At 74.4% G+C, this 26,284-nt stretch carries 23 protein-coding genes; 11 read left to right on the forward strand and 12 right to left on the reverse strand.

Annotated features, from left to right (window positions below; genetic code table 11):
* Positions 1 to 11 precede the first annotated feature (11 nt).
* From tal to ACL02T_RS14505, 6 genes are read left to right on the forward strand one after another with little or no spacing between them, the layout of a single operon-like run.
* Entirely contained in the window at positions 12 to 1,124 is a 1,113-nt protein-coding gene (tal, locus tag ACL02T_RS14480) for a transaldolase (RefSeq protein ID WP_412831212.1), read from the forward strand.
* Between the two features lie 39 nt (positions 1,125 to 1,163).
* Entirely contained in the window at positions 1,164 to 2,990 is a 1,827-nt protein-coding gene (locus ACL02T_RS14485; RefSeq protein ID WP_412831213.1) for a hypothetical protein, read from the forward strand.
* Positions 2,987 to 4,549: a glucose-6-phosphate dehydrogenase gene (gene zwf, locus ACL02T_RS14490; RefSeq protein ID WP_412831214.1), complete on the forward strand. Its 1,563-nt coding sequence runs from the start codon at positions 2,987 to 2,989 to the stop codon at positions 4,547 to 4,549. Before ACL02T_RS14485 ends, zwf begins: the two co-directional genes overlap by 4 nt.
* Positions 4,550 to 4,559: 10 nt before the next feature.
* Complete coding sequence (opcA, locus tag ACL02T_RS14495) at positions 4,560 to 5,504, forward strand: glucose-6-phosphate dehydrogenase assembly protein OpcA (protein ID WP_412831215.1); 945 nt, start codon at positions 4,560 to 4,562, stop codon at positions 5,502 to 5,504.
* A complete protein-coding gene (pgl, locus tag ACL02T_RS14500) occupies positions 5,501 to 6,283 on the forward strand; it encodes a 6-phosphogluconolactonase (RefSeq protein WP_412831216.1) in 783 nt (260 codons plus the stop codon). The genes opcA and pgl overlap by 4 nt, the downstream gene beginning before the upstream one ends.
* The gene (locus ACL02T_RS14505; protein ID WP_412831217.1) at positions 6,280 to 6,702 is read left to right on the forward strand and encodes a hypothetical protein; all 423 of its coding nucleotides are present in this window, start codon (positions 6,280 to 6,282) and stop codon (positions 6,700 to 6,702) included. The genes pgl and ACL02T_RS14505 overlap by 4 nt, the downstream gene beginning before the upstream one ends.
* Before the next feature lie 107 nt (positions 6,703 to 6,809).
* Here the strand turns inward: ACL02T_RS14505 and ACL02T_RS14510 are convergent, their stop codons facing one another.
* Positions 6,810 to 7,307 carry an Lrp/AsnC family transcriptional regulator gene (locus ACL02T_RS14510; RefSeq protein WP_412831218.1) on the reverse strand — a complete coding sequence of 166 codons (498 nt, stop codon included), beginning with the start codon at positions 7,305 to 7,307 and terminating at the stop codon, positions 6,810 to 6,812.
* A gap of 120 nt (positions 7,308 to 7,427) precedes the next feature.
* Between ACL02T_RS14510 and ACL02T_RS14515 the strand changes: the two genes are divergently transcribed.
* Both ACL02T_RS14515 and purT read left to right on the forward strand, forming a co-directional pair.
* Positions 7,428 to 7,916, forward strand: coding sequence for a VOC family protein (locus tag ACL02T_RS14515; RefSeq protein WP_412831219.1), 489 nt, complete (start codon positions 7,428 to 7,430; stop codon positions 7,914 to 7,916).
* A 41-nt stretch (positions 7,917 to 7,957) separates the two neighbouring features.
* Positions 7,958 to 9,175: a formate-dependent phosphoribosylglycinamide formyltransferase gene (gene purT / locus ACL02T_RS14520; RefSeq protein ID WP_412831220.1), complete on the forward strand. Its 1,218-nt coding sequence runs from the start codon at positions 7,958 to 7,960 to the stop codon at positions 9,173 to 9,175.
* Between the two features lie 3 nt (positions 9,176 to 9,178).
* Here purT and ACL02T_RS14525 read toward each other — a convergent pair whose 3' ends face one another.
* Positions 9,179 to 10,303, reverse strand: coding sequence for a lysylphosphatidylglycerol synthase transmembrane domain-containing protein (locus tag ACL02T_RS14525; protein ID WP_412831221.1), 1,125 nt, complete (start codon positions 10,301 to 10,303; stop codon positions 9,179 to 9,181).
* A 67-nt stretch (positions 10,304 to 10,370) separates the two neighbouring features.
* On the reverse strand, positions 10,371 to 11,630 hold the full coding sequence (locus tag ACL02T_RS14530; RefSeq protein WP_412831222.1) for a TrpB-like pyridoxal phosphate-dependent enzyme: 1,260 nt from the start codon (positions 11,628 to 11,630) through the stop codon (positions 10,371 to 10,373).
* A gap of 245 nt (positions 11,631 to 11,875) precedes the next feature.
* Here ACL02T_RS14530 and ACL02T_RS14535 point away from each other — a divergent pair, with 245 nt between their 5' ends.
* Together ACL02T_RS14535 and ACL02T_RS14540 are read left to right on the forward strand one after the other, a co-directional pair.
* Positions 11,876 to 12,646 (forward strand): hypothetical protein, encoded by a 771-nt coding sequence (locus ACL02T_RS14535; protein ID WP_412831223.1) that lies wholly within the window; start codon positions 11,876 to 11,878, stop codon positions 12,644 to 12,646.
* On the forward strand, positions 12,612 to 15,863 hold the full coding sequence (locus tag ACL02T_RS14540) for a bifunctional cytochrome P450/NADPH--P450 reductase (protein WP_412831224.1): 3,252 nt from the start codon (positions 12,612 to 12,614) through the stop codon (positions 15,861 to 15,863). Before ACL02T_RS14535 ends, ACL02T_RS14540 begins: the two co-directional genes overlap by 35 nt.
* Positions 15,864 to 15,924: 61 nt before the next feature.
* On the opposite strand, the gene ACL02T_RS14545 is transcribed toward ACL02T_RS14540, so the two are convergent.
* The 9 genes from ACL02T_RS14545 to uvrC form a co-directional block, all read right to left on the reverse strand.
* On the reverse strand, positions 15,925 to 16,266 hold the full coding sequence (locus ACL02T_RS14545) for an RNA polymerase-binding protein RbpA (protein ID WP_412831293.1): 342 nt from the start codon (positions 16,264 to 16,266) through the stop codon (positions 15,925 to 15,927).
* Positions 16,267 to 16,329: 63 nt separating this feature from the next.
* Positions 16,330 to 16,566 (reverse strand): preprotein translocase subunit SecG, encoded by a 237-nt coding sequence (gene secG / locus ACL02T_RS14550; protein ID WP_037038713.1) that lies wholly within the window; start codon positions 16,564 to 16,566, stop codon positions 16,330 to 16,332.
* Positions 16,567 to 16,837: 271 nt separating this feature from the next.
* Positions 16,838 to 17,623, reverse strand: coding sequence for a triose-phosphate isomerase (gene tpiA, locus ACL02T_RS14555; RefSeq protein WP_412831225.1), 786 nt, complete (start codon positions 17,621 to 17,623; stop codon positions 16,838 to 16,840).
* Positions 17,624 to 18,802, reverse strand: a complete 1,179-nt coding sequence (locus tag ACL02T_RS14560) for a phosphoglycerate kinase (protein ID WP_412831226.1) — start codon at positions 18,800 to 18,802, stop codon at positions 17,624 to 17,626.
* Positions 18,799 to 19,812: a type I glyceraldehyde-3-phosphate dehydrogenase gene (gene gap, locus ACL02T_RS14565; RefSeq protein ID WP_412831227.1), complete on the reverse strand. Its 1,014-nt coding sequence runs from the start codon at positions 19,810 to 19,812 to the stop codon at positions 18,799 to 18,801. Before gap ends, ACL02T_RS14560 begins: the two co-directional genes overlap by 4 nt.
* A 131-nt stretch (positions 19,813 to 19,943) precedes the next feature.
* Positions 19,944 to 20,927: a DNA-binding protein WhiA gene (gene whiA, locus ACL02T_RS14570; RefSeq protein ID WP_412831228.1), complete on the reverse strand. Its 984-nt coding sequence runs from the start codon at positions 20,925 to 20,927 to the stop codon at positions 19,944 to 19,946.
* 55 nt (positions 20,928 to 20,982) lie between these two features.
* Positions 20,983 to 21,966: a gluconeogenesis factor YvcK family protein gene (locus ACL02T_RS14575; protein ID WP_412831294.1), complete on the reverse strand. Its 984-nt coding sequence runs from the start codon at positions 21,964 to 21,966 to the stop codon at positions 20,983 to 20,985.
* A gap of 53 nt (positions 21,967 to 22,019) precedes the next feature.
* Positions 22,020 to 22,877, reverse strand: a complete 858-nt coding sequence (rapZ, locus tag ACL02T_RS14580; RefSeq protein ID WP_412831295.1) for an RNase adapter RapZ — start codon at positions 22,875 to 22,877, stop codon at positions 22,020 to 22,022.
* Between the two features lie 158 nt (positions 22,878 to 23,035).
* Positions 23,036 to 25,270: an excinuclease ABC subunit UvrC gene (gene uvrC / locus ACL02T_RS14585; protein WP_412831229.1), complete on the reverse strand. Its 2,235-nt coding sequence runs from the start codon at positions 25,268 to 25,270 to the stop codon at positions 23,036 to 23,038.
* A gap of 151 nt (positions 25,271 to 25,421) precedes the next feature.
* Between uvrC and ACL02T_RS14590 the strand changes: the two genes are divergently transcribed.
* The gene (locus ACL02T_RS14590; protein WP_412831230.1) at positions 25,422 to 26,222 is read left to right on the forward strand and encodes a DUF2786 domain-containing protein; all 801 of its coding nucleotides are present in this window, start codon (positions 25,422 to 25,424) and stop codon (positions 26,220 to 26,222) included.
* Positions 26,223 to 26,284: the final 62 nt, after the last annotated feature.

Here is a 26,284-nt window from a genome sequence, read left to right on the forward strand (position 1 = left end):
GAGTACCGGCAATGAGCACCCACGAACGGCTCGCCGCGCTGTCCCAGGCGGGCGTGTCGATCTGGCTCGACGACCTGTCCCGGGAGCGGATCACCTCCGGCAACCTCGCCGAGCTGATCAGCGACTGGAGCGTCGTCGGCGTCACCACCAACCCGACGATCTTCGCGGCCGCGCTCAAGGACAGCGCCTCCTACAACAGCCAGGTGAACGAGCTGGCGGGCCGCGGCGCGGACGTCGCCGCCGCGATCCGCGAGATCACCGTGTCCGACGTCCAGCAGGCCTGCGACGTGTTCAGCGGCACCTGGGAGGCCACCCAGGGGATCGACGGGCGCGTGTCGCTCGAGGTCGACCCGACGCTGGCGCGCGACACCGACGCCACCGTGGCCCAGGCGCTGGACCTGTGGAAGGCCGTCGACCGGCCGAACCTGCTGGTCAAGATCCCCGCCACCGAGCCCGGCCTGCCGGCGATCACCCGTGCCCTGTCCGAGGGCGTGAGCGTGAACGTGACGCTGATCTTCTCGGTCGAGCGGTACAAGGCCGTGATGGAGGCCTTCCTGGCCGGCCTGGAGCAGGCCGCGAAGAACGGCCAGGAACTCTCCCGGATCGCCTCGGTCGCCTCGTTCTTCGTCTCCCGGGTGGACACCGAGATCGACGGCCGGCTCGACGCGATCGGCACGGACGAGGCGAAGGCGCTCAAGGGCAAGGCGGGCGTCGCGAACTCGCGGCTGGCCTTCGCCGCCTACGAGGAGGTCTTCGGCTCGGACCGCTGGGCCGCGCTCGAGGCCGAGGGCGCCCGCCGCCAGCGGCCGCTGTGGGCCTCGACCGGCGTGAAGAACCCCGAGTACGCGGACACGATGTACGTGACCGAGCTCGTGGTCCCCAACGTGGTCAACACGATGCCGGAGAAGACCCTGCACGCCTTCGCCGACCACGGCGAGGTCGACGGCGACAAGGTCACCGGCACCGCCGCCGACGCGCAGCGGGTGTTCGACGACCTCGAGCGCGTCGGCGTCGACGTCACCGACGTGTTCCTCACGCTGGAGAACGAGGGCGTCGACAAGTTCGAGAAGTCCTGGTCCGAGCTGCAGGAGTCGGTGCAGGAGCAGCTCGACGCCGCGAAGTAGCACGCGGCGGAGCAGATCGATCCCAGGAGGCTCGCCCCCGTGAGCTCAGAACCCGCCGCCGGGCTGCCCATCGTGGAGCTCGGCGGCGGTTCCCGTCCGGGCACCGGCCCGCTCGCCCGTGCGGCGCGGCGGGTCGCCGCCGAACTGGCCACGGACGTCGTCGCGTCCCGGATCACCGATGCCGACCCGTCCGCGTGGGGCCCCGCCGCCGCCGACGGCCTCGGCTGGGCGGCGTTGCCGCGCACCTCCCGCCCGCTCGTCGGGCAGGTCGACGCGCTGCGCGAGGCCTTCCGGGTCGAGGGCGCCGCGCGCGTGCTGCTCGTCGGTGACTCGCGCTGGACCCTCGGCGCACAGGTGCTCGCCGGGGAGTCCGGCCTGCTGCGGGTGCTCGACTCCCCCGACCCCGGGGCCGTCTCGCACGCGCTGGCGACCGACCTGAGCGGGACGGTGCTGGTCGTCGCCGACCCGGCCGGCGACACCGGCTGGGTCGCCGCGGTGCACGAGCTGCTCGCCGCCGCCGTCGCCGAGGAGGTCGGACCGCGCCGCGCGGCCGAGCGGACGGTCGTGCTCACCGAGGCGGGGTCCCCGCTGGACGAGAGCGCGCGCGCCGCCGGGTCCGTCGTGATCACGACCGAGCGGGACGTCCCCGGCGCGTGGTCGGTCCTCGGTGCCCCCGGGCTGGTGCCCGCGGGCCTGGCCGGGGCCCCGATCGCGGAGGTGCTCGACGACGCCCGGGCCGTGGCCGAGCTGCTCACCACCGACGAGCCGGAGAACCCGGCCCTGGAGCTCGCCGGCATGCTGGTCGCCGTCGGGGCGGGCGCCGTGCGGCTCGATCCCGCCGCGGGGCCGCCCGCGTTGGCGGACTGGGTCGCGGCGCTCGTCGGCGCCGCCGGGGCCTCGCCCGTGCTCGTCGACCCCGGCGACCCCGACGGCCTGCCGCCCGGCCCCGTGCTGGCCCCCGGCGTCGCCCGGCATCCCGACGCCGCACCCGACGACCTGTCCGAGCTGCTCGGCGGGGGTGCGGCGGAGGTCGACCCCACCGTCGACGCGGTGCTCGCCGAGGTCACCGGGGTGGGCGCCGGCGATCTCGACGCCGGAGCCGGGGACCGGAGCGGCGAGGGCGCCGACGAGGGTGACGACGAGGGTGACGGCGACGAGGTCCTGGATCTCACGGGCGAGGTCGTCCGCACCGGCGGGCCGCTGGGCGCCGAGCTGCTCCTCTGGCAGTACGCGGCGGCCGCCGCGGCCCGCCTGCTCGCCGGCGAGGCGTTCGGCCCCGAGGCGCCCGCCGCCGCGTCGCCGGCGGGCGACCCGGAACCCCTCGTGCGGCGCGGCTCGGACGGCCTCGTCGACGTCCACTCGGCGGCCGCGCTCTCGGACGCGGCGGCCGAGGGGCCGGGCGCCGCGCTGCGGGCCCTGGTCGACGCGGTGCCGCCGGGCGGGCACCTGGCCGTGTCGGTCTGGCTGGACCCGGCCGACGACGCGTCGGTCGCCGTGCTGCGCGGCGAGCTGGCCCGGCGTGCCGGCGTGCCGGTGACGTTCGGCTGGGGGCCGCGGGACCGCGGCGTGCTGACGCCGTTCCGGCGCGACGACCCCCGACCGGGTGCCCTGTGCCTGGTCACGGGGGACGCGCCGGATGATCTCGCGCCCGACCCCGGGCCCGCCCTGACTAGTCTGGCGCTGACCGAGGCGGGCAGCGTGGCGGCCGACGTCGCGGCCCGGGGTGTCCCCGTGCTGCGGCTGCACCTCACCGACCGGGTGGCCGGGCTCGTCTCGCTCGCCCACGCGGTCCAGGCTGTGCGCCGGGGCCCCGGGACCGACTCCGCGAGCCGACCGACCGACCCCGAGAGACGGAGCGAGTCATGACCAGCGGGACCAAGGGCATCCCCGCACACACCGCGAGCTGGGTGAACCCGCTGCGGGACCCGCGCGACAAGCGGCTGCCGCGCATCGCCGGCCCGTGCGGGCTCGTGATCTTCGGGGTGACCGGTGACCTGTCGCGCAAGAAGCTGATGCCGGCCATCTACGACCTGGCCAACCGCGGGCTGCTCCCGCCGGGCTTCGCCCTCACCGGGTTCGCCCGCCGGGACTGGGACGACCAGGACTTCGGCCAGGTCGTCCACGAGGCGGTCAAGGCGCACGCGCGCACCCCGTTCCGGCAGGAGGTGTGGGACCGGCTGGCCGAGGGCTTCCGGTTCGTGCAGGGCACGTTCGGCGACGACGACGCGTTCGACCGGCTCGAGCAGACCGTGCGGGACCTCGACCGGGTCCGCGGCACCGGCGGCAACCACGCCTTCTACCTGTCGATCCCGCCGTCGGCGTTCCCGGTGGTGTGCAAGCAGCTGGCCCGGTCGGGGCTGTCCGCGCAGAACGCCGACCAGTGGCGCCGGGTCGTCATCGAGAAGCCCTTCGGCCACGACCTGGAGTCGGCCCGGGAGCTCAACTCGATCGTCAACGACGTCTTCCCCGAGGACTCGGTCTTCCGGATCGACCACTACCTCGGCAAGGAGACGGTGCAGAACGTCCTGGCGCTGCGCTTCGCCAACCAGCTGTTCGAGCCGATCTGGAACAGCCACTACGTCGACCACGTGCAGGTCACCATGGCCGAGGACATCGGCCTGGGCGGGCGCGCGGGGTACTACGACGGCATCGGTGCGGCCCGCGACGTCATCCAGAACCACCTGCTGCAGCTGCTCGCGTTCACCGCGATGGAGGAGCCGACCTCCTTCTCCTCCGACGAGCTGCGCAGCGAGAAGATCAAGGTCCTCAACGCCACCAAGCTGGTGCAGCCGCTGTCGGAGACCACCGCGCGCGGCCAGTACGCGGGCGGCTGGCAGGGCGGCGAGCTGGTGCCCGGGCTCAAGGAGGAGGAGGGCTACGACCCGAACTCCACCACCGAGACCTTCGCGGCGATCACCTGTGAGATCGAGAACCGGCGCTGGGCGGGCGTGCCGTTCTACCTGCGCACGGGCAAGCGCCTGGGCCGCCGGGTCACCGAGATCGCGGTGATCTTCAAGCGGGCGCCCCACCTGCCGTTCGACTCCACGATGACCGAGGAGCTGGGGCAGAACGCACTGGTCATCCGGGTCCAGCCGGACGAAGGCGTGACCATGCGGTTCGGGTCGAAGGTGCCGGGCAGCCAGATGGAGGTCCGGGACGTCACCATGGACTTCGGCTACGGCACCGCGTTCACCGAGGCCTCCCCCGAGGCCTACGAGCGGCTGATCCTCGACGTGCTGCTCGGCGAGCCCTCGCTGTTCCCGGTGAACGACGAGGTCGAGCGGTCCTGGGAGATCCTCGACCCGGTGATCGACTACTGGCACTCGCTGCCGGAGGGCCCGCCGCCCTACTCCGCCGGGAGCTGGGGCCCGGAGCAGGCCAACGAGATGCTCGCCCGCACCGGCCGCACCTGGCGCCGGCCGTAAGGAGTCCCGGATGATCGTCGACCTGCCGTCGAGCACCACCTCGACGGTCAACAAGAAGCTCGTCGAGCTGCGCGAGCGCGGCGGCGTGCTCGCCCTCGGCCGGGTGCTCACGCTCGTGGTGGTCACGGACGACGGTTCCGCGATCGAGAGCGCCATCGAGGCCGCGAACACCGCCAGCCGGGAGCACCCCTGCCGGGTGATCGTGCTGGCCCGCGGCCAGCGCAAGGCCGCCGCCCGGCTCGACGCACAGATCCGCGTCGGCGGCGACGCCGGCGCCAGCGAGGTGATCGTGCTGCGCGGCTACGGCGCGCTGGCCGGCGGCGACGCGGGGGCCGGCATGGTCACGCCGCTGCTGCTGCCCGACGCCCCGGTCGTCGCGTGGTGGCCGGAGGACGCGCCCGCGGTCCCCTCCGAGGACCCGATCGGCCAGCTCGCGCAGCGGCGGATCACGGACGCGCTGTCCTCGCGGAACCCGGTGAAGGCGTTCGAGCAGCGCCGGGCGCACCACGTCGCCGGCGACACCGACCTCACCTGGACCCGGCTCACCCAGTGGCGCGCGCTCCTGGCCGCGGCGTTGGACTTCCCGCCGCACGACGAGGTCACGGGCGGCCTGGTCGCGGGCGAGCAGGTCTCCCCGTCGACCGACCTGCTCGCGGGGTGGCTGGCCACCCGGCTCGGGGTGAAGGTCAAGCGCTCCCCCGCCTCGCGGGGCGAGGGCATGTCACTGGTCCGGTTGACCCGCGCGTCGGGCCCGATCGAGCTGATCCGGCCGGACGGCAAGACGGCCACGCTCTCCCAGCCCGGCCAGCCGGACCGGCTGATCGCGCTGGCCCGGCGCGGGGTGCCGGACTGCCTCGCCGAGGAGCTGCGCCGGCTCGACCCGGACGACACGTACGGCGAGGCCCTCGCGGGGGTCGACGCCGTCTCCCGCGGCCGGACGGCGGTGCAGGTGTGAGCCCCGGCGCCACCCCCGAGATCACGATCCACTCCGATGCCGAGGTGCTGGCGGCGGCCACGGCGGCGAGGCTGGTCACCCGGCTCGTCGACCTGCAGGCCACGGGGAACATCCCGCGGCTGGTGCTGACCGGCGGCGGGGTGGGCATCGCGCTCCTGGAGCACATCCGGGACTCGCCCGCGCGGGCGGCCGTGGACTGGTCGCGCGTCGAGTTCTACTGGGGCGACGAGCGCTTCCTCCCCGCGGGCGACCCGGAGCGCAACGAGACCCAGGCCCGCGAGGCCCTGCTCGACCACGTCGACGTCGACCCCTCGCTGGTCTTCCCGATGGGGGCCGACGTGGGCACGGGGCCGTCCGGGGCCGACGAGGCGGCAGCGGAGTACGCGGACCTGCTCGCCCGCAAGGCGCGCCCCGAGGACCACGGGGAGGTGCCCGCGTTCGAGATCATGCTGCTGGGGATGGGCGGCGAGGGGCACACCGCGTCGGTCTTCCCGGAGTCGCCGGCGGTCCACGAGACCGAGCGGACCGTGATCCCGGTGTACAACTGCCCCAAGCCCCCGCCGACCCGGGTCTCGCTGTCGCTCCCGGCCATCCGGACCTCGCAGGAGGTCTGGATCGTCACGGCCGGTGAGGAGAAGGCCGCCGCGGTCAGCATGGCCCTCGGCGGAGCGGGCGAGGTCGCGCTCCCGGTGGCGGGCGCCCGCGGCCGGCTCCGCACCCGGTGGCTCGTGGACCGGGCCGCTGCGGCCAAGCTGCCCCCGGACCTCCGCAACCCGTGACCCGCCGCTCGCCCGGTCCGCCCCGCCCGGGAGGACGTGCGCGCCTGCTGGTCGTCGACGGCGCCAACGTCGTCGGCTCCCGGCCGGACGGCTGGTGGCGGGACCGCGCGGGCGCGGCGGGCAGGCTCGCCGCCCAGCTGGCCGAGGCCGGCCGGGCCGGGTCGCTCACCTCGCTCGGTGACCGGGTCCTGCTGGTGCTGGAGGGCGCCGCGAAGCGGGCGGAGCTCCCCGAGGACCTCGACGTGCTGCTCGCCCCCGCGGACGGCGACTCGGCGATGGTCGAGCTCGCCCACGACCTCGGCGAACGGGACGAGGACGTGTGCGTGGTGACCGCGGACCGCCAGCTCACCCGGCTCCTCCACGCCGTCGGCGCCACCACCGTGAAACCAGGCACCCTCCTCGCCCTGCTCGACCACTGATCGCATGATGGTTCCACAACGCGTCCTCAGGGCTCGGATCCGCGCACTATGGTTCCATGATGCGACTCAGGAGCCTGGCTGAGCGCACTATGGTTCCATGATGCGGCTCAGGGGCGGCGGGGTGAGCGGGCGGCCGCGGCGGCGCGGGCGTGGACCGCGCCGGCGACGACCGAGCGGCGCGGCACCGGGCTCGAGTAGACGACGCTCGTGGTGACCCCGCCCAGCCCGGCCACCCGCCCGGTGACCTCCTCGAGGTGGCGCACCGTGCGGGTGCGGACCGTGAGCACGAGGCAGTCCTCCCCCGTCACGTGGTGGGCCTCGATGATCTCGGGGGTGGTGGCGAGCAGGTCGCGCAGGGGCGCGTCGTTGCCCCTCGGGTGGCGGAGCCGGACCAGCGCCATGATCGCCAGTCCCAGCTTCTCGGGGTCGACCTCGCAGCCGTAGCCGGTGATCACACCGCTCTCCTCGAGCCGGCGCACCCGCTCGGTGACCGCGCTGGGCGAGAGCCCGACCAGCCGGCCGAGGTCGGCGTAGCTCGCCCGCCCGTCACGCTGCAGTGCTTCCAGCAGGCGCCAGTCCGTGTCGTCCAGGGAATCCGCGGTCACCTCGGCACTCTAGCCGATGATTCCACGGCACTCGCGGTGAGCCGATGAGTTCGTGCCGGAGGGCCCGGTCTCCCCTGCGCCGGAGAAGGAACACCGCGACCCGAGCACGAGGAGACCCCCATGAAGCAGATCGCCACCTGCCTGTGGTTCGACGGCCAGGCGCAGCCGGCCGCCGAGTTCTACACCTCCGTGTTCCCGAACTCGGAGATCACCGAGATCCAGTACTACCCGGAGGGCGCGCCCGGACCGGCCGGCGAGGTCATGATCGTGTACTTCACCCTGGACGGGCGGGACTTCGCCGGGCTCAACGGCGGGCCGCAGTTCCCGCACACCGAGGCGGTCTCGTTCGTGGTGCCGTGCGAGACCACCGAGGAGATCGACCACTACTGGGACGCGCTGATCGACGGCGGCCAGCCCCAGCCGTGTGGCTGGCTGAAGGACCGGTTCGGCGTGTCCTGGCAGGTCGTGTCCCTCGAGGCCGAGGAGTGGATGAAGGACCCCGACACCGCGGCGGCCAACCGGACGATGCAGGCCATGCTGTCCCAGTTCGGGAAGCCGGACGTCGAGGCGATGCGCAAGGCTCACCAGGGCGAACCGGCCGACGCGTGAGCGGCCGGGGTGCCGATCTCCGCGGTATTTAAGCTGGCCGCATGCGCATCGGCACCCCGCTCGCCCCCTCCGCGACCCGCGTCATGCTGCTCGGCGCGGGCGAGCTCGGGAAGGAGGTCGTCATCGCCTTCCAGCGGCTCGGCGTCGAGGTCGTGGCGGTCGACCGGTACCCGGACGCGCCCGGCCACCAGGTCGCGCACCGCGCCCACACGATCGACATGACCGACCCGGTCGCGCTCACGGCGCTGATCGAGCAGGAGCGGCCGCACTACGTCATCCCGGAGATCGAGGCGATCGCGACGAGCGCGCTGCTGGCCGTCGAGGAGGCCGGCACCGCCACGATCGTCCCCACCGCCCGCGCCACCCGGCTGACGATGGACCGCGAGGGCATCCGGCGGCTCGCCGCCGAGGAGCTCGGCCTGCCCACCTCGCCCTACGCCTTCGCGGACTCCCTCGACGAGGTGCGCGCGGCGATCGAGGGCCCCGGGAACCGCGCCGGGGGCGACACGGGGGGCGGCATCGGCTACCCGTGTGTGCTCAAGCCGGTCATGTCGTCGTCGGGCAAGGGCCAGTCCGTGCTGCGCTCGGCGGACGACCTCGAGCCCGCGTGGGAGTACGCCCTGGCGGGCGGCCGCGTGGCGGGCACCCGGGTCATCGTCGAGGGTTTCGTCGACTTCGACTACGAGATCACCCAGCTCACGGTGCGCGGGACCGAGGGCACCCGGTTCTGCGCCCCCATCGGGCACCTCCAGCGCGACGGCGACTACGTCGAGTCCTGGCAGCCGCAGGCGATGTCGGCGGCGGCGCTCGCCGGCGCCCGGGAGGTCGCCGACCGCATCACCGGGGCCCTCGGCGGCCGTGGGATCTTCGGCGTGGAGCTGTTCGTGCGCGGCGACGAGGTGCTGTTCTCGGAGGTCTCGCCGCGGCCGCACGACACCGGCCTGGTCACGTTGGCGACCCAGCGGTTGTCGGAGTTCGAGCTGCACGCCCGCGCCGTGCTGGGCCTGCCGGTCGCGGTCGACCTGCGCTCGCCGGGCGCGTCCGCGGTGATCTACGGCGGCGTCGACGCCAAGGCCGTCGCGTTCGAGGGGGTCGATGCCGCCCTGGCCGTCCCCGGGACCGACGTCCGGCTCTTCGGCAAGCCCGAGAGCCACGCGACGCGGCGGATGGGCGTCGTGGTCGCCGCGGCCGACGACGTCGCCACGGCCCGGGCACGCGCGAAGGAGGCGGCCGCGCTCGTGCGTGTGGTCGCGGACTGACCCCTACCAGGTGCCGCGCACCGTGCCCGGCGGCAGTTCCGGCTCGTCCTCGGCACCGCCGGCCCGGTGCCGGTGGCCGTGCGCCGGGGTGAGGTGGATCTGCGCGGCGTAGACGATCCACCCGGCCACGGACAGCCCCAGCCAGGTGATCAGCCGGTACACCAGCACGGTCGCGGCGGCGGGCGCCGGCGGGGCGCCCGAGGCGAGCAGCACGCCGAGCAGCCCGGTCTCGGCCAGCCCGGCACCGCCGGGCAGCACCTGCAGCGCGATGCTGAGCTGGACGACGAGGAAGCCGAGCGCCAGGGTCGTCCACGTGGCGCCCAGGTCCAGCGCGGTGGCGCACGTGTGCAGCGCGAGGTAGTCGGCCGCCCAGCTGGCCCCTGCGACCACGATGAGCACGAGCCACTGCAGCGGCGTCGGGTGCAGGATGCCGATGCGCTGGGCGAGCCGGTTCGCCGTGGCCTCCGGCATGCCGGCCCAACCGGCACGGCAGGACCGGCAGGTGCCCGGGACCCGCCGCCAGACGTGCACGAGGCCGAGCAGGACCCGGTGCAGGACCTGCGCGTGCGTCAGCACCGACCACAGCCCCATCGTCCCCACGGCGACCGCGGCCGCGACGACCGTCGCGAACCACACCGGCATCCAGCCGGCCACCCCGATCACGAGCAGCCCGACGACCAGCAGCACCACGGTGGAGAGCGCCCCCGGCAGGACCACGGCCCAGGACGCCAGCGCCGCGTCGATTCCCCGCCTCCGCAGCCGGGAGATCGAGTACGCGAGCGCCCCGGCCCCGCCGACGACCGGGACGGTGTTCTGGATGGCGTTCTCGGCGAAGGTGATGGCCTGGATCGTCCGGCCCGGCACGGGGTGGCGTCCGATCAGCAGCAACCAGCGGTGCATCTCGCCGTAGAGCACGAGCGCCGACACCGCGAGCCCCACCGCCACGAGCAGCCAGCCGGAGCGCAGCTGCGCCAGCTCGTGCCCGGCCTCCCGAACCTCCCTGAGCAGGTCCGGGAGCTCCCATGCGATGTAGCCGAGCGCCGCGAACACCAGCAGCCAGTGCAGGATCGCCTTGACGTGCCGCAGCAACCACGACGCGACGGCGCGCACGCGTACCGCTGCCGCCATCGCTCCTCCGGTGCCGTGCCTCCTGTCCCCCTCCAGGTTAGCCCCGTACCGCGGCGGAGAACGGCGGTCAGCCCTGCTCGTCGGGCAGCCGGCCGTGCAGGTGGTCGTCGTAGGCGGACAGGTCGAGGAAGCCGTGGCCGCAGTAGTTGAGGAGGATGACCTTCTCCTCGCCGGTCTCCTTCGCCGCCAGCGCCTCGTCGATCGCCGCGCGGATCCCGTGCCCGGCCTCGGGCGCGGCGATCTTGCCCTCGGTCCGCGCGAACTGCACCGCGGCCTCGAAGACCTTGCCCTGCGGGTAGGCCACCGCCTCCATCCGGCCCGCCTTGACCAGCGCGGACACCAGCGGTGAGTCGCCGTGGTAGCGCAGCCCGCCGGCGTGGATCGGCGGCGGGACGAAGTCGTGGCCGAGGGTGTACATCGGCATCAGCGGGGTCAGCCCGGCCACGTCGCCGAAGTCGTACTCGAACGTGCCCCGGGTCAGGGTGGGGCAGGACAGCGGCTCGACGGCCACCAGCCGCACCCCCGCGTCGGGCACGAACGGGAAGGCGATCCCGCCGAGGTTGGACCCGCCGCCGCACGGCGCGATGACCACGTCGGGCAGCCGCTCCCCGGCCAGCTCCAGCTGCTCCTTGGCCTCCAGGCCGATCACGGTCTGGTGCAGCAGCACGTGGTTGAGCACCGAGCCCAGCGCGTAGTGGGTGTCCTCGCGACCGACGCAGTCCCGGACGGCGTCGGAGATGGCGGCGCCGAGGGAGCCGGGGTGGCCCGGCTCGTCGACCGGCGACGGCACCACCGAGGCGCCCCAGGTCTGCATGGCCACCCGGCGGTACGGCTTCTGCTCGTACGAGGCCCGCACCATGTAGACCTGCAGCTCCAGGTCGAACTGGGCGCAGGCGAAGGCCAGCGCGGTCCCCCACTGCCCGGCGCCGGTCTCGGTGGTGAGCCGGCGGATGCCCTCGCGGGCGTTGTAGTACGCCTGGGGCACGGCGGTGTTGGGCTTGTGGCTGCCGGCCGGGGAGACCGACTCGTCCTTGAAGTAGATTCGGGCCGGGGTGCCGAGGGCGCGCTCCAGCCGCTCCGCCCGCACGAGCGGGGTCGGCCGCCAGAGCCGCAGGATGTCCAGGACCTCGCCCGGGACGTCCACCCACGGCGCCGTCGAGACCTCCTGGCCGATCAGCTCCGCCGGGAACAGCGGGGCCAGGTCCGCGGGGCCGACGGGCTCGCGCGTACCCGGGTGCAGCGGCGGGTCCACGGGCTCCGGCAGGTGCGGCACCACGTTGAACCACGCGCTCGGGATCCTGTCGGGAGGCAGCGTCCAGCGGCTCATGGCGCGGAGGCTAGCGATCCCCCCGCCGCCCAGGAAGGGCCCTCCGCCTCCCCCGGAGGCACCTGCGTACGCACGTGCCTACGGGGGCGGCGGTCACCCCGCCCGGCGGAATCGGGACCTCCGGTCCTTGACCCCACCGACCGCCGGGGCCAAGCATCGCCCGCACAGCAGGGCCGCGCGGTCGTGGCGGCCGACCGGGCGGCGTGCCCGGCCGGGGCCCCGACGCGCCGCCGCCGGAGACGCCCATGCCCGCACCGGCCCGTCCCGACCCGCCGTCCACCCGGGGGCCGTACCCCGGCGCGCCGGGCCCCGCGGAGGTCGCCGCGCTGGCCCGGGCGGCGGGAGGGTCCGGCATCCTCTTCGCCGTCCTCGCGGTCGCGGCGCTCGTCCTGGTCCGCCAGGGCCCCGCGCTCGACGACCCGGACTCGGCCTACGAGGCGTTCTTCTCCTCGGGGCAGGCGTCGCTGCTCGTCGCGCTGGGCCTCTACGTGGTCCCCTTCGCCGGGATCGCGTTCCTGTGGCACCTGGTGGCGACGCGGACGTACCTGCAGGTGCTCGCGCCCCGGTCCTGGGCCCGCATCCCGCACTGGCTGCACCTCGCGTCGGGCGTGATCTTCGTCTGCCTCCTGTTCACCGGCACCGCCACCGCGGGCGGCGCCGCACTGCTCACCCGCTTCTCCTCGGCACCACCCCCGCCGCCGGACGTCGTGCGCACCCTCATGACGGTCGGCTTCACCATGGTCTTCGTCTACGGGGTCCGGGCCGCCGGCATGTTCATGATCACCACGACGACCGGTCTCGGCCGCGAGCTCCCGCGCCCGCTCGCCGTCGTCTCCTACCTGGCAGCGACGTTCCTGCTGGTCAGCACCACCTTCCATCCCGCGGTCCTACTGGTGTTCCCCGGCTGGGTGCTCGTGCTGAGCGTCCTGCTCCTGGTGCGCCGCCCCCGCCGGGTGGACGGCCCCACGAAGGAGGACACGGATGACGAGCACAGACGCGCCCGCGAGCCGGGGTGACGGCGGGATCGTCGGGATCGACGAGCTGCCCGGCCCGCCCGGGCTGCCCCTGCTCGGCAATCTCTTCGACATCGACAGCACGGCGCCGCTCGACGGCTTCGCGCGGATGGCCGGGGAGTACGGCCCGCTCTACCGGCTCAGCCTCCCGGGTGGACCGCGGCTGATCCTCTCGGGTGCCGAGCTCGCGGCCGAGGTCTGCGACGACTCCCGGTTCGACAAGGCCATCGGAGGTGGGCTGGCGAACCTGCGCGGGGGTGCGGTCGGCAGCGGGCTGTTCACCGCCGACACCGACGACCCGCTCTGGCACCGCGCCCACGAGATCCTCATGGCGCCCTTCTCGATGCGGGCGATGCGGGACTACGTGCCCCGCATGGTCGACATCGCCGAGCAGCTGATGGAGAAGTGGGCCCGGCTGAACCCGGGCGAGGAGGTCGACGTCCCGGCGGACATGACGCGGCTGACCCTGGACACCATCGCGCTGTGCGGGTTCGGCTACCGGTTCAACTCGTTCTACCGCGACACCCCGCACCCCTTCGTGCAGGCCATGACCCGGGTGCTCGAGGAGGCGCAGAACCGGCAGCGCCGGCTCCCGATCCAGAACCGGATGCGCGTGCGTGCGCAGCGGCAGCTCGAGGAGGACCAGGAGTTCATGGTGGACCTCGTCGACGGGCTGGTGCGCGAGCGCCGGGCCCAGGGCGAGGCCGCGGACACCAGCGACCTGCTCGGCCGGATGGTGGCCGGGCGGACCCGGGACGGCGAGTCGCTGCCGGACGAGAACATCCGCGCGCAGTGCATCACCTTCCTGATCGCCGGCCACGAGACCACCTCCGGCCTGCTCTCCTTCGCGATCTACGCGCTGGTCAAGAATCCCGACGTGCTGGACCGCGCCCGGGCGGAGGTCGACCAGGTCCTCGGCGACGACGCCGCCCCCACCTTCGAGCAGGTCGGCCGGCTCCGGTACGTGCGCCAGGTGCTCGACGAGACGCTGCGGCTGTGGCCCACCGCGCCCGGCTTCACCCGCGCACCCCGCGAGGACACCGTGATCGGCGGCCGCTACGCGATCCCCGCCGGCACGCCGGTCACCGTGCTCGCCGGCGCGCTGCACCGGGACACCGCGGTGTGGGAGGACCCGGAGCGCTTCGACCCCGACCGGATGGCGGCGGAGAAGGTCGCCGCGCTGCCGGGCGACGTCTACAAACCGTTCGGCACCGGCCAGCGCGCCTGCATCGGACGGCAGTTCGCGCTGCAGGAGGCGACCCTCGTGCTCGGCATGGTGCTGCAGCGGTTCGAGCTGATCGACCACCTGGACTACCAGCTGCACGTGAAGACCACGCTGACCGTGAAACCCGACGACTTCCGCATCCAGGTCCGCCCGCGGGGCCGCACCCTGCGCGCCGGGCCCGTCGCCGGCGAGACCGGCACCACCGCGGCCCGCGAGGCCGTGCCCGCCGCGGCGCCCGAACCGCTGGTGGCGCGGCACGCCACCCCGTTGGCGGTGCTGTTCGGTTCCAACCTCGGCACCGCGGAGGCCCTGGCCACGACGCTCGCCGGCGAGGGCACCGCGCGCGGCTTCGACGTGACCCTCGCCCCGCTCGACGAGCAGGTCGGCGAGCTGCCGGCGCAGGGGGCCGCGATCGTCGTCAGCTCGTCGTACAACGGCACCCCGCCCGACAACGCGGCGAAGTTCTGCGCCTGGCTCGGCGGGCCCGACGCCCGGGTCCCCGGCACGGCGTACGCGGTGTTCGGCTGCGGCGACAGCGAGTGGGCCGGGACCTACCAGGCCGTGCCGACCCGGCTGGACGAGGGGCTCGCCGCGGCCGGCGGGCGGCGCGTCCATCCGCGCGGCGGCGGCGACGCCAGCGGCGACTTCGACGCCGCCTACCGGGACTGGCACGCGGGTGTGTGGGCCGATCTCGCCCGCGCCCTCGACCTGCCCGACGAGGTGGGCGCGGAGCTGCGGCAGGGCCCCCGGCTGACGGTCACGCTCACGAACCGGCAGGCGACCAACCCGGTCGTCCTCTCCTACCACGCCCGTCCCGGCCGGATCACGGCCAACCGCGAGATGATCCTCGGGCAGGACGGCAAGCCGGCGGAGCGGTCGACGCGCCACCTCGAGATCGCCCTGCCCGAGGGAGCCACCTACGGGGCGGGCGACCATCTCGGCGTGCTGCCCCGCAACGGGATCGACCCGATCCGCCGCGTGCTCGCGCGCTTCGGCCTGGACGGGGCGCAGTACGCCACGATCATCCCGACCGGCACGGCGCCGACGCACCTGCCGATCGACGAGCCCGCCCCCCTGCTGGGTGTGCTGGCCACGTGCGTGGAGCTGCAGGACGTGGCGACGCGCGGGGACATCGAGACGCTCGCCCGGTACACCGAGGACCCGGCTGCCCGGGCGGAGCTGACGGAACTCGCCGGCGACGGGTACCGGGCGGGGGTCGCCGCGCCGTACCGCTCGGTGCTCGACCTGCTCGAGGCCTTCCCGTCGTGTGCCCTGCCCTTCGCCGAGTTCCTCGACATGCTGCCGCCGCTGCGGCCGCGGTACTACTCGATCTCGTCGTCGCCGCGGTGGGACGGCGGGACCTGCAGCATCACGGTCGGCGTCGTGCGGGGCCCCGCCCGGTCCGGCTCCGGGACCTACCGCGGGACCTGCTCGACCCACCTGGCCGAGCTGCCCACGAAGGGCACGGCGTTCGTGTTCGTGCGCAAGCCGACGATCGCCTTCCGCCCGCCGGTCGACCCCGGGATCCCGATGATCATGGTCGGGGCCGGGACCGGGCTCGCGCCCTTCCGCGGGTTCCTGCAGGACCGGGCGGCCGACCAGGCCGAGGGCCGGAGCGTGGCACGGTCCCTGCTGTTCTTCGGCTGCCGCAGCCCGGAGTCCGACGAGCTCTACGCCGACGAGCTGCGCGTGCTCGAGGACCGTGGCCTGGTGCACGTCGTGCCGGCGTACTCGCGGTGCGCGGACCGGCCGCGCCGGTACGTGCAGGAGGCGATGCTCGAGCACGCCGACGAGGTGTGGGAGCTGCTCCAGCAGGGGGCGGCGGTGTTCGTCTGCGGGAACGCGTCGACCATCGCACCCGGGGTGCGGGCGGCGCTGCGACAGGTGTTCCGGGACAGGACGGGCGCGTCCGAGGCCGACGCGGACGCGTGGCTGGCCGGGCTGCGCGCCGCCGACCGGTTCCTCGAGGACATCTGGGGCAGCGGGACCGGCTGAGCCTCCCGAGAACGCCGCCGGCCCCGCGAACCGAGGGGTGCGCGGGGCCGGCGGGCGGGGCTCAGAGCTCGCGCGAGGCGCGCAGCCGTGCCAGGGCCTCCTCGAGGATGGCGGCGCCGTCCTCGTCCGAGCGGCGCTCCTTCACGTACGCGAGGTGCGTCTTGTAGGGCTCGTTGCGCGGCGCGGCGGGCGGCGCGGACTGCTCGCGGCCGGCCGGCAGGCCGCAACGCGGGCAGTCCCAGAACTCGGGGATCTCCGCCTCGGCGGCGAACGACGGCCGCGTCTCGTGACCATTGGCGCAGAAGTACGGGATCCGGGCCCGCGGCGCGGTCTCCCCGCGCTCGGACTCGCCCGTCGGACCGGCCCCGACCCGGGTGCCGCGGATCGCGTTGCCGCCGGACATCGCCATGGTGTTCTCCTCCGCTCGACGCCCCGGTGGTGCGGGACGTGACTGCAGCGTGTTGGGTCAGGCCCCGACCTTGACGAGCAGGCCGGTCCCGATGATGGCGACCAGCCAGATCGCCGCGGTGAACAGCGTCAGCCGGTCCAGGTTCTTCTCGACGACACTCGATCCCGACAGGCTCGACTGCACACCACCGCCGAAGAGGCTGGACAGCCCGCCCCCGCGCCCGCGGTGCAGCAGGATCAGCAGCACCAGCACGACGCTGGACACGATCAGCACGATCTGGAGCGCCAGGATCATCCCGTTCTCATCCGCCCTCTCGAAGCCCGGCAAGGGTGTCCACTGTAACCGGCCCCGCTCGCCCGCTCGCCCCGGGCCGTGTTCCGTGGGTCGCCGCGGGTGGGCGCTGCGTTACCGGACCGTCCGGCGCACCCCACCACCCGTCCAACGGACACCTCGCGGCGGGGGTTCCCTCGGCCTGCCCTCGACCGTCACGAACGCCCCGGAATGCACCAACGGCACTCTCGTGCGGTAGGTCCGCACGAGAGTGCCGTTGGTGCGATGGGCAGCGCTACGGCAGCGGGCCGCCCGCGGCGATCGCGCAGAGCTGGGCGAACTCGTCAGCGTCGAGCGAGGCGCCGCCGACGAGCGCGCCGTCGACGTCCTCCTCGGCCACGATCTCGCCGACGTTCTTCGCCTTCACCGAGCCGCCGTAGAGGATGCGCAGCGCGCCGGCGACCGGATCGCCGTACTTCTCGCGGACCGCCTCGCGCAGCGCGTGACAGACCTCCTGCGCGTCGGCGGGGCTGGCCACCTTGCCGGTGCCGATCGCCCACACGGGCTCGTAGGCCACGACGACCGACGCCATCTGCTCGGCCGTGACCTTCTCCAGCGCCGCCGCCAGCTGCGCGGTGCAGTGCGCGACCTGCGCGCCGGACTCGCGGACGTCGAGGCCCTCGCCGACGCAGAGGATCGGCTGCAGGCCGTGCTTGAGCGCCGCGCGGACCTTGGCGTTGACCACGCCGTCGTCCTCGCCGTGGATCTCGCGCCGCTCCGAGTGCCCGACCACGACGTAGGTGCAGCCGAGCTTGGCGAGCATCGGGCCCGACACGTCGCCGGTGTAGGCCCCCGAGTCGTGCGGCGAGAGGTCCTGCGCACCGTGGACGAGCTTGAGCTTGTCCCCGTCGATCAGGGTCTGCACGCTGCGGATGTCGGTGAACGGCGGGATCACCGCCACGTCGACGTGGTCGTAGTACTTCTCCGGCAGCGCGAAGGCGATCTTCTGCACCAGGCCGATGGCCTCGAGGTGGTTGAGGTTCATCTTCCAGTTGCCGGCGATGAGGACCGTGCGTGCCATCTACCGCTCCAGGACCGCGACGCCGGGCAGGGACTTGCCCTCGAGGAACTCGAGGGACGCCCCGCCACCGGTGGAGATGTGGGAGAACCCGTCCTCGGGCAGGCCGAGCGCGCGCACGGCCGCCGCGGAGTCCCCGCCGCCGACGACCGAGAAGGCACCGGCCGCGGTGCCGTCCACGATCGCCTGCGCCACCCCGCGGGTCCCCTCGGCGAACGGCGCCATCTCGAACACGCCCATCGGCCCGTTCCAGAACACCGTCCTCGCCCCGGACAGCACCTCGGCGAACGCCCGCACCGACTCCGGCCCGATGTCCAGGCCCATCCAGCCGTCCTCGATCGCGTCGACCGGGACCGTCCTGGTCGCGGCGTCGGCGGCGAACCCGTCCGCGACCACCACGTCCGTGGGCAGGACGATCTTCCCGGACTCCAGGAGCGTCCGGGACGTGTCGATCTGGTCCGACTCGAGCAGTGACGAGCCGACGCCGTAGCCCTGCGCGGCGAGGAAGGTGAAGCACATCCCGCCGCCGACCAGCAGCGAGTCGACCTTCGGCAGCAGCGCCTCGATCACGGCCAGCTTGTCCGACACCTTCGACCCGCCGAGCACGACCGCGTACGGCCGCTCCGGCTCGCCGGTCAACGTCCTCAGCACCTCGACCTCGGACAGGACCAGCCCACCGGCGTAGGCCGGGAGGTCCTGCGCGACGTCGTACACCGAGGCCTGCTTGCGGTGCACCACGCCGAACCCGTCGCTGACGAACGCGTCCGCGTCGGTCAGGTCGATCAGGTGCTTCGCGAACGCGGCCCGCTCGTCGTCGTTCTTCGAGGTCTCGCGCGGGTCGAAGCGGATGTTCTCCAGCAGGACCACGTCGCCGTCGTGCAGGTTCGGCAGCGGGCCCGCGAGCGGGACCAGCTTGACCGGCGCCCCGAGCAGCTCGGCGAGCCGAGCGGCGACGGGCGCCAGCGAGAACTGCGTGTCCGCGGCGCTCTTCGGCCTGCCGAGGTGCGCCGTGACGACGACCTTCGCCATGGCCCCCGAGAGCTCGGAGATCGTGGGCACGGACGCGCGGATGCGCCCGTCGTCCGTGATGGTCTCGCCGTCGAGCGGGACGTTGAGGTCCGAGCGCACCAGCACGGTCTGCCCGGCGATCCCCTCGTCGACGAGGTCGGAGACCGTCTTCACAGCTTCGACGCCACCAGCGCGGTGATGTCGGCGAGCCGGTTCGAGTAGCCCCACTCGTTGTCGTACCAGCCGACGACCTTGACCTGGTTGCCGATGACCTTGGTCAGGCCGGCGTCGAAGATCGTGGAGTGCGGGTCGGTCACGATGTCCGACGACACGATCGGGTCCTCGGTGTACTTGAGGACGCCCTCGAGCGGGCCCTCGGCCGCGGCCTTGAACGCCGCGTTGATCTCCTCGGCGGTGGCCTCCTTGCGCACCTCGACCGTGAGGTCGGTGGCCGAGCCCGTGGGGATCGGCACGCGCAGGGCGTAGCCGTCGAGCTTGCCCTTGAGGTGCGGCAGGACCAGCGAGATCGCCTTCGCGGCGCCGGTCGAGGTGGGCACGATGTTCAGCGCGGCGGCCCGGGCGCGGCGCAGGTCCTTGTGCGGGCCGTCCTGCAGGTTCTGGTCCTGCGTGTACGCGTGGATCGTGGTCATCAGACCCTTCTCGATCCCGAGCAGGTCGTCGAGCACCTTGGCCAGCGGCGCGAGGCAGTTGGTGGTGCACGACGCGTTCGAGACGATGGTCTGGCTGCCGTCGTACTGGTCGTCGTTGACGCCCTTGACGATCGTGATGTCCTCGCCGGTGGCCGGCGCGGAGATGACGACCTTCTTGGCGCCCGCGTCGAGGTGCTTGGCCGCCGCCTCGCGCTTGGTGAACAGGCCGGTGGACTCGACCACGACGTCGACGCCGAGGTCCTTCCACGGCAGCTCGGCGGGGTCGCGGACCGCGAGGCCCTTGAAGCCCTTGCCGTCGACGACGATCTCCTCGTCGGTGGAGGAGACCTCGTACGGCAGCCTGCCGAGGATCGAGTCGTACTTCAGCAGGTGCGCCAGAGTCGCGTTGTCGGTGATGTCGTTCACCGCCACGATCTCGATGTCGCTCGTGCCGGCGGCGCGCTGGGCGTCCACCGCCCGCCAGAAGTTGCGGCCGATGCGGCCGAAGCCGTTCACGCCTACCCGGACCGTCACACGAACCTCCACTGGTGTCGTCTTGGGGATCGGGGCAACCCTAGCGGCATCGGCCGCCCTTCACAGGGGCCCCGCGGGCGTGACCTGTGCGGCATCTGCGCAGGTCGATGCGCACGTGGGTGCGTCGTGGGTCACGCGTCCTCGAGCATGTCGGGAGTGACCGCCGACTCGGTGTCCGGGATGCCCAGGTCGGCGGCGCGCTTGTCGGCCATGTGCAGCAGCCGGCGGATCCGGCCCGCGACGGCGTCCTTCGTCATGGGCGGGTCGGCGAGCTGGCCGAGCTCCTCCAGCGACGCCTGGGTGTGCTCGGCGCGCAGCCTGCCCGCGGCGAGCAGGTGGTCCGGCACGTCGTCGCCGAGGATCTCCAGCGCGCGCTTCACCCGGGCCGCCGCGGCCACCGCGGCGCGGGCCGAGCGGCGCAGGTTGGCGTCGTCGAAGTTGGCGAGCCGGTTGGCGGTGGCCCGGACCTCGCGGCGCATCCGCCGCTCCTCCCAGGCCATGACCGACTCGTGGGCGCCCATCCGGGTCAGCAGGGCGCCGATCGCGTCCCCGTCCCGGACGACGACCCGGTCCGCCCCCCGCACCTCCCGCGCCTTCGCCGTGACCCCGAGCCGGCGCGCCGATCCGACCAGCGCGAGCGCGGCCTCCGGGCCGGGGCAGGTCACCTCCAGCGCGGAGCTGCGGCCGGGCTCGGTGAGCGAGCCGTGCGCGAGGAACGCGCCCCGCCAGGCCGCCTCGGCGTCGTCCAGGTCCCCGGAGACGACGGCGGGCGGCAGCCCGCGCACCGGCCGGCCGCGCTGGTCGAGCAGCCCGGTCTGCCGGGCCAGGCCCTCGCCGTCGCGCACCACGCGGATCACGTACCGGTTGCCGCGGCGCAGCCCGCCGGCGGTGATGACGTGCGCCTCGACCTGGTGGCCGTAGAGGTCGTGGATCTCCTTGCGGAGCCGGCGCGCGACGGAGCCGGTGTCGACCTCGGCCTCGATCACCACGCGGCCGCCGACGATGTGCAGACCGCCGGCGAACCGGAGCAGCGACGCGACCTCCGCCCGCCGGCACGAGGGCTTGGTCACGGTGAGCCTGCTGAGCTCGTCCTTCACCGCCGCGGTCATCGCCATACCGTGCGCCTCCCCCTCCGTGCCGTCCGCACGCCCCGCGCGTGCGCCTGCCCCCTCATGCCCGCCGCCCGGCGGGCATCGGTGCGGACGCCGCCAGGACCTCCCGCAACGCCGCCGCCAGCGCCGCCGGCTCGTGCCGCGGCACGAGCGGGTCCTCCGCCGCGACCGGGGCGAGATGCACCCGGCCGCCGGGTCCCATCATCGCCCGTGCCGCCCGGCGCAGCCGATGGGGTACCGCCACGGCCTCCGTGTCGGCCAGCACGGCGTCGACCCGGAGCTCGGGTGCGTGCGCCGTGAGCACCGCGAGGTGCTGCTCCGGGGAGAAGTCCGCGGTCTCGCCCGGCTCCGGCGCGAGGTTGAGCACCACGACCCGCCGGGCCGCCGTGTCGTGCAGGGCCTCGCGCAGCGCCGGGACCAGCAGGTGCGGCAGCACGCTGGTGAACCACGAGCCCGGCCCGAGCAGCACCAGATCGGCCGCCCGGACCGCCTCCACCGCCTGCTCGCAGGCCGGCGGCCGGTCCGGGTGGAGCCGTACCCGCTCGACCCGGCCGGGGGTCGACGCCACCGCGACCTGGCCCCGGATCCGGTGCCTGCGCGCCGGGTCGGTCTCGTCCAGCCCGGAGACCTCGGCCTCCATGTCCAGCGGCACCCGGCTCATCGGCAGCACGCGGCCGCGCACGCCGAGCAGCCGGCAGACCTCGTCGAGCGCCTCGACCGGGTCGCCCAGGGTCTCCATCAGCCCGGCCAGCAGCAGGTTGCCGACGGCGTGCCCGGCCAGCGCGCCGGTGCCGCCGAAGCGGTGCTGGACGAGCTCGGCCCAGCGGCGGCCGCCGTCGTCCTCCGCGGCGAGCGCGGCCAGGGCCATCCGCAGGTCGCCGGGCGGCAGCAGGCCGCCCAGCTCGCGGCGGATCCGTCCCGACGAGCCGCCGTCGTCGGCCACGGTGACCACGGCGGTGACGTCGGCGACCTCGGGCAGCAGGCGCAACGCGGACAGCGTCGCCGACAGCCCGTGGCCGCCGCCGAGCGCGACGGCGCGCAGGCCGGTGGGTCCGCCGTTGCCGCGCGGGTCGGGCACCCGCGGCGCCGGGCCGGTCACTCGCGACCCAGGTCGCGGTGCGTCACGCTCACCGCCACCCCCTCGGCGCCGGCCAGCCGGCGGGCCAGCTCCTCGCTGATGGCCACGCTGCGGTGCTTGCCGCCGGTGCAGCCCACCGACACCGCCAGGTACCGCTTGCCCTCGCGGCGGTAGCCGGCCCCCATCAGCGTCAGCAGCTCGACGTAACGGCGCAGGAACTCCTCGGCGCCCTCCTGCGACAGCACGTAGTCGCGGACGTCGGTGTCCCGGCCGGTGTGCTCGCGCAGCTCCGGGATCCAGTGCGGGTTCGGCAGGAACCGCATGTCCACGACGAGGTCGGAGTCCATCGGAAGGCCGTACTTGTAGCCGAAGGACAGGAAGTTCACCCGGGTCGGCTCGGGGGCGCCGGTCTCGAAGCCGCGCTCGATCCGGGAGCGCAGCTGGTGCACCGACAGGGTGGAGGTGTCGACCAGCAGGTCGGCGTTCTCCCTCAGCGGGCGCAGCAGCTCGCGTTCGGCCGTGATGCCGTCGACCAGCCGGCCCGCGCCCTGCAGCGGGTGGCTGCGGCGGTTCTGCTCGAACCGGCGCACCAGCACCGCGTCCGACGCCTCGAGGAACAGCAGCCGGGGCTTGTAGCCGCGCGCGTCGAGGTCCCGGATCACCGCGCTCAGGTCCCGGGTGAACGCCCGGCTCCGGACGTCCATGACGACCGCGATCCGGGTGACCTCGCCGCTGGAGCGCGCCCCCAGGTCGACCATCGTCTCGATCAGCTCGGGCGGCAGGTTGTCCACCACGAACCAGCCGAGGTCCTCCAACACCTTCGCGGCGGTGCTGCGGCCCGCCCCGGACAGGCCGCTGACCAGAGCGACCTCGATGCCGGACGGGGCGTGCCGGCGCCCCTCCGCGGCCTCGCCCGGGTCGACGGCGGGCCCGGCCGGCGCCCGTCGGGCGGCCGCGGCCGCCGCCGTGTCCCCGGCAGCCGCCGCGGCCGTCCCCGCTGCCGTGCCCGTCCTCGTCGGTCCGCCGTCCTGGTTCACCGGCCCGGCGCCCCCTCCGCGCTCGTTCCCGCTTCGTGCTCGTCCCGGCGGCCCCCCGGGTTACCGCCACCGGGGTGATCCCGGTCGGCCGGGTGGAGGGCCGCGACCACGGCCTCCGCCGTACGGCGGCCGAATCCCGGCAGGCCGGCGATCTCGTCGACCTCCGCGGCCCGGATCCGCTTCATCGACCCGAAGTGCTTGAGCAGCGCCTGCCGCCGGGCCGGACCGAGGCCCGGCACCCCGTCGAGCTCGGACGCCACCATGCCCTTGGAACGACGCTGGCGGTGGTAGGTGATGGCGAAGCGGTGCGCCTCGTCCCGCGCGCGCTGCAGCAGGTAGAGCGCCTCGCTGGTCCGGGACAGGATGACCGGGTCCGGGTCGCCGGGCAGCCAGACCTCCTCCAGGCGCTTCGCCAGCCCGCACACCGCCACGTCGTGGATGCCCAGCTCGGCCAGCACGTCCGCGGCCGCCTCGACCTGCGGCTGCCCGCCGTCGACGACCAGGAGGTTCGGTGCGTAGGCGAACTTCTTCGGCCGTCCGGTCACCGGGTCGATGCCGGTACGGACCCTCGGCATCGACTCCGCGTCGTCGTCCGGCTCGGGCGCCACCCCGTTCGTGCCCGCCCCGTTCGTGCCCGCCCCGTTCGTGCCCGCCCCGTTCGTGCCCGCCCCGTTCGTGCCCGCCCCGGTCGTGCCCGCCCCGGTCGTGCCCGCCCCGGTCGTGCCCGCCCCGGTCGTGCCCGCCCCGGTGCCTGCCTCGGTCGTGCCCGCCCCGGCCCCGTCCGGCTGGTCCGACCCGTCGCGGTTCTCCGCGAGGTAGCGGCGGAACCGGCGCCGGACGACCTCGGCGATCGAGGCGACGTCGCCGCCCCGGGCCCCGTCCCGGACCTCGAAGCGGCGGTAGTCCGACTTCTTGGCGAGCCCGTCCTCGAACACCACCAGCGAGGCCACCACGTCGGTCCCCTGCACGTGGCTGACGTCGATGCACTCGAGCCGCAGCGGCGCCTGGTCCAGGCCCAGCGCCTCCTGCAGCTCCTGCAGCGCGGCGGACCGCGCGGTGAGGTCCCCGGCGCGGCGCAGCTTGTGCTGGGTGAACGCCTCGGTGGCGTTGCGCTCCACGGTCTCGGCGAGCGCCCGCTTGTCCCCCCGCTGCGCCACCCGCAGGCTCACCCGGGACCCGCGCAGCCCGGTGAGCCACTGCTGCAGCGTCCCGGCGTCGGCCGGCAGCTCGGGGACCAGGATCTCCTTCGGCACCGGTTGGGAGGCGTCGTCGGCGGCCTCGGCCAGGGCGGCCTGCTCGCCGTAGAACTGGGTGACGAACCGCTCCACCAGCGCTGCGGTGTCCGGGGTCTCGTCGGTCTTGTCGATCACCCAGCCGCGCTGGCCGCGGACCCGGCCACCGCGGACGTGGAAGACCTGGACGGCGGCCTCCAGCTCGTCCTGGGCGAAGGCGACGACGTCGGCGTCCGTGCCGTCGCCGAGCACCACGGCCTGCCGCTCCATGGCCCGCTTGAGGGCGCCGACGTCGTCCCGCAGGCGCGCGGCCCGCTCGAACTCCAGGTCCTCCGACGCCTGCTGCATCCGCCGCTCCAGCTCGCGGATCATCCGGTCCGTGCGGCCGGAGAGGAACTCGGCGAACTCCTCGACGATCTGGCGGTGCTCCCCGGCGCTGACGCGTCCGACGCAGGGCGCCGAGCACTTGTCGATGTAGCCGAGCAGGCAGGGCCGGCCGATCTGGCCGTGCCGGCGGAACACACCGGCGCTGCAGGTGCGCGCGGGGAACACGCGCAGCAGCAGGTCGAGCGTCTCGCGGATGGCCCATGCGTGGGCGTACGGACCGAAGTAGCGCACGCCCTTGCGCCGCGGGCCGCGGTAGACGTGCAACCGCGGGTACTCCTCGTTCAGCGTCACCGCGAGCACCGGGTAGGTCTTGTCGTCCCGGTAGCGGACGTTGAACCGGGGGTCGAACTCCTTGATCCAGTTGTACTCGAGCTGGAGGGCCTCGACCTCGGTGCCGACCACCGTCCACTGCACGCGCGCAGCGGTGGTCACCATCTGCCGGGTGCGCGGGTGCAGGCCGGCGACGTCGGCGAAGTAGCTGTTCAGCCGCTGGCGCAGGCTCTTCGCCTTGCCGACGTAGATCACCCGGCCCTGCGGGTCGGAGAAGCGGTACACGCCCGGGGCCTCGGGGATCGTCCCCGGGGCCGGGCGGTAGGTGGCGGGGTCGGGCATGGCCTCCCCAGGGTAGAGCGGCCCCCCGACACGCCGTGGCGCCCGGGCGGTGTCACCTCCCGGGGGTCGGGGGTGTATCCAACCGGAACTGTCGGTGCGGTCGGGTAGACCGTCCCTCGACCCGAACGACAGTTCGAAGGAAGGCTCCCCCATGACCACCGGCATCCCCCTCTCCCGCGGCGTCCCACCGGGTGCGGCCGCGCGCGCCGACCGGCTCGACCGCGTCCGCAAGCTGCTGGCCAAGGCCGAGCGGGCGGGCACGCCCGCGGAGGCGGAGATCTACAACGCCAAGGCCGTGGAGCTGATGGCCCGGCACGGGATCGACGAGGCGCTGCTGGCCGCGGACGATCCGCGGCGGGACGAGATCGGCGCGCTCCGGATCGCGCTGGCGGACCCGTACTCCTCCGGCAAGGCGCGGCTGTTGGGCTGGACCGCGGCGGCGCTGCGCTGCCGCTGGGTGATGCACGGGGCGAACGGCGGCAAGGTCGCCGCGGTCACGGTGTTCGGGTTCGCCTCGGACCGTGAGCGGGTGGAGCTGCTCTACACCTCGCTGCTGCTGCAGGCCACCGGGCAGCTGGTCCGGCTGCGACCACTCCGGCCCGGGGAGTCCGTCGCCGCGTACCGGCGCTCCTGGCTGCAGGGCTTCGCGGCCCAGGTGCACCAGCGGCTGCTCGAGGCCGAGGAGCGGGCGGCGGCCGAGGCGTGCTCCACCGCCGGGGGCGACCGGGAGCGGGCGGCGGGTACCGCGCTCGTGCTCGTCGACCGCGGGGCGCAGGTCGACCGGGCCTACGCCGCGGCGTTCCCGCAGCTGACCAGGGCGCGCCGGCCGTCGCTCTCGGGCAGCGGCTTCGCCGACGGCGCCGAGGCCGGGCGCCGCGCCGACCTGGGCGGCAGACCGATCGGTCCGGCGGGCCGCGGCGCCGGTCCGCGCGAGCTGGCGGGGGGACCGTAGGGGCGGCCCGTCGGCCGGGCAGGTCGAGCGGGGCCTCGATCGTGGCGACGAGCGAGGTCCCG

The organism is Pseudonocardia oceanicola (assembly GCF_047200735.1).
Lineage (GTDB): Bacteria > Actinomycetota > Actinomycetes > Mycobacteriales > Pseudonocardiaceae > Pseudonocardia.

Coding starts and splice junctions, on each gene's coding strand:
- tal (WP_412831212.1), top strand. CDS start 12: ATGAGCACCCACGAACGGCTCGCCGCGCTGTCCCAGGCGGGCGTGTCG.
- zwf (WP_412831214.1), top strand. CDS start 2,987: ATGACCAGCGGGACCAAGGGCATCCCCGCACACACCGCGAGCTGGGTG.
- opcA (WP_412831215.1), top strand. CDS start 4,560: ATGATCGTCGACCTGCCGTCGAGCACCACCTCGACGGTCAACAAGAAG.
- ACL02T_RS14515 (WP_412831219.1), top strand. CDS start 7,428: ATGAAGCAGATCGCCACCTGCCTGTGGTTCGACGGCCAGGCGCAGCCG.
- purT (WP_412831220.1), top strand. CDS start 7,958: ATGCGCATCGGCACCCCGCTCGCCCCCTCCGCGACCCGCGTCATGCTG.
- ACL02T_RS14525 (WP_412831221.1), bottom strand. CDS start 10,303: ATGGCGGCAGCGGTACGCGTGCGCGCCGTCGCGTCGTGGTTGCTGCGG.
- ACL02T_RS14530 (WP_412831222.1), bottom strand. CDS start 11,630: ATGAGCCGCTGGACGCTGCCTCCCGACAGGATCCCGAGCGCGTGGTTC.
- ACL02T_RS14535 (WP_412831223.1), top strand. CDS start 11,876: ATGCCCGCACCGGCCCGTCCCGACCCGCCGTCCACCCGGGGGCCGTAC.
- ACL02T_RS14540 (WP_412831224.1), top strand. CDS start 12,612: ATGACGAGCACAGACGCGCCCGCGAGCCGGGGTGACGGCGGGATCGTC.
- ACL02T_RS14545 (WP_412831293.1), bottom strand. CDS start 16,266: ATGTCCGGCGGCAACGCGATCCGCGGCACCCGGGTCGGGGCCGGTCCG.
- secG (WP_037038713.1), bottom strand. CDS start 16,566: ATGATCCTGGCGCTCCAGATCGTGCTGATCGTGTCCAGCGTCGTGCTG.
- tpiA (WP_412831225.1), bottom strand. CDS start 17,623: ATGGCACGCACGGTCCTCATCGCCGGCAACTGGAAGATGAACCTCAAC.
- whiA (WP_412831228.1), bottom strand. CDS start 20,927: ATGGCGATGACCGCGGCGGTGAAGGACGAGCTCAGCAGGCTCACCGTG.
- uvrC (WP_412831229.1), bottom strand. CDS start 25,270: ATGCCCGACCCCGCCACCTACCGCCCGGCCCCGGGGACGATCCCCGAG.
- ACL02T_RS14590 (WP_412831230.1), top strand. CDS start 25,422: ATGACCACCGGCATCCCCCTCTCCCGCGGCGTCCCACCGGGTGCGGCC.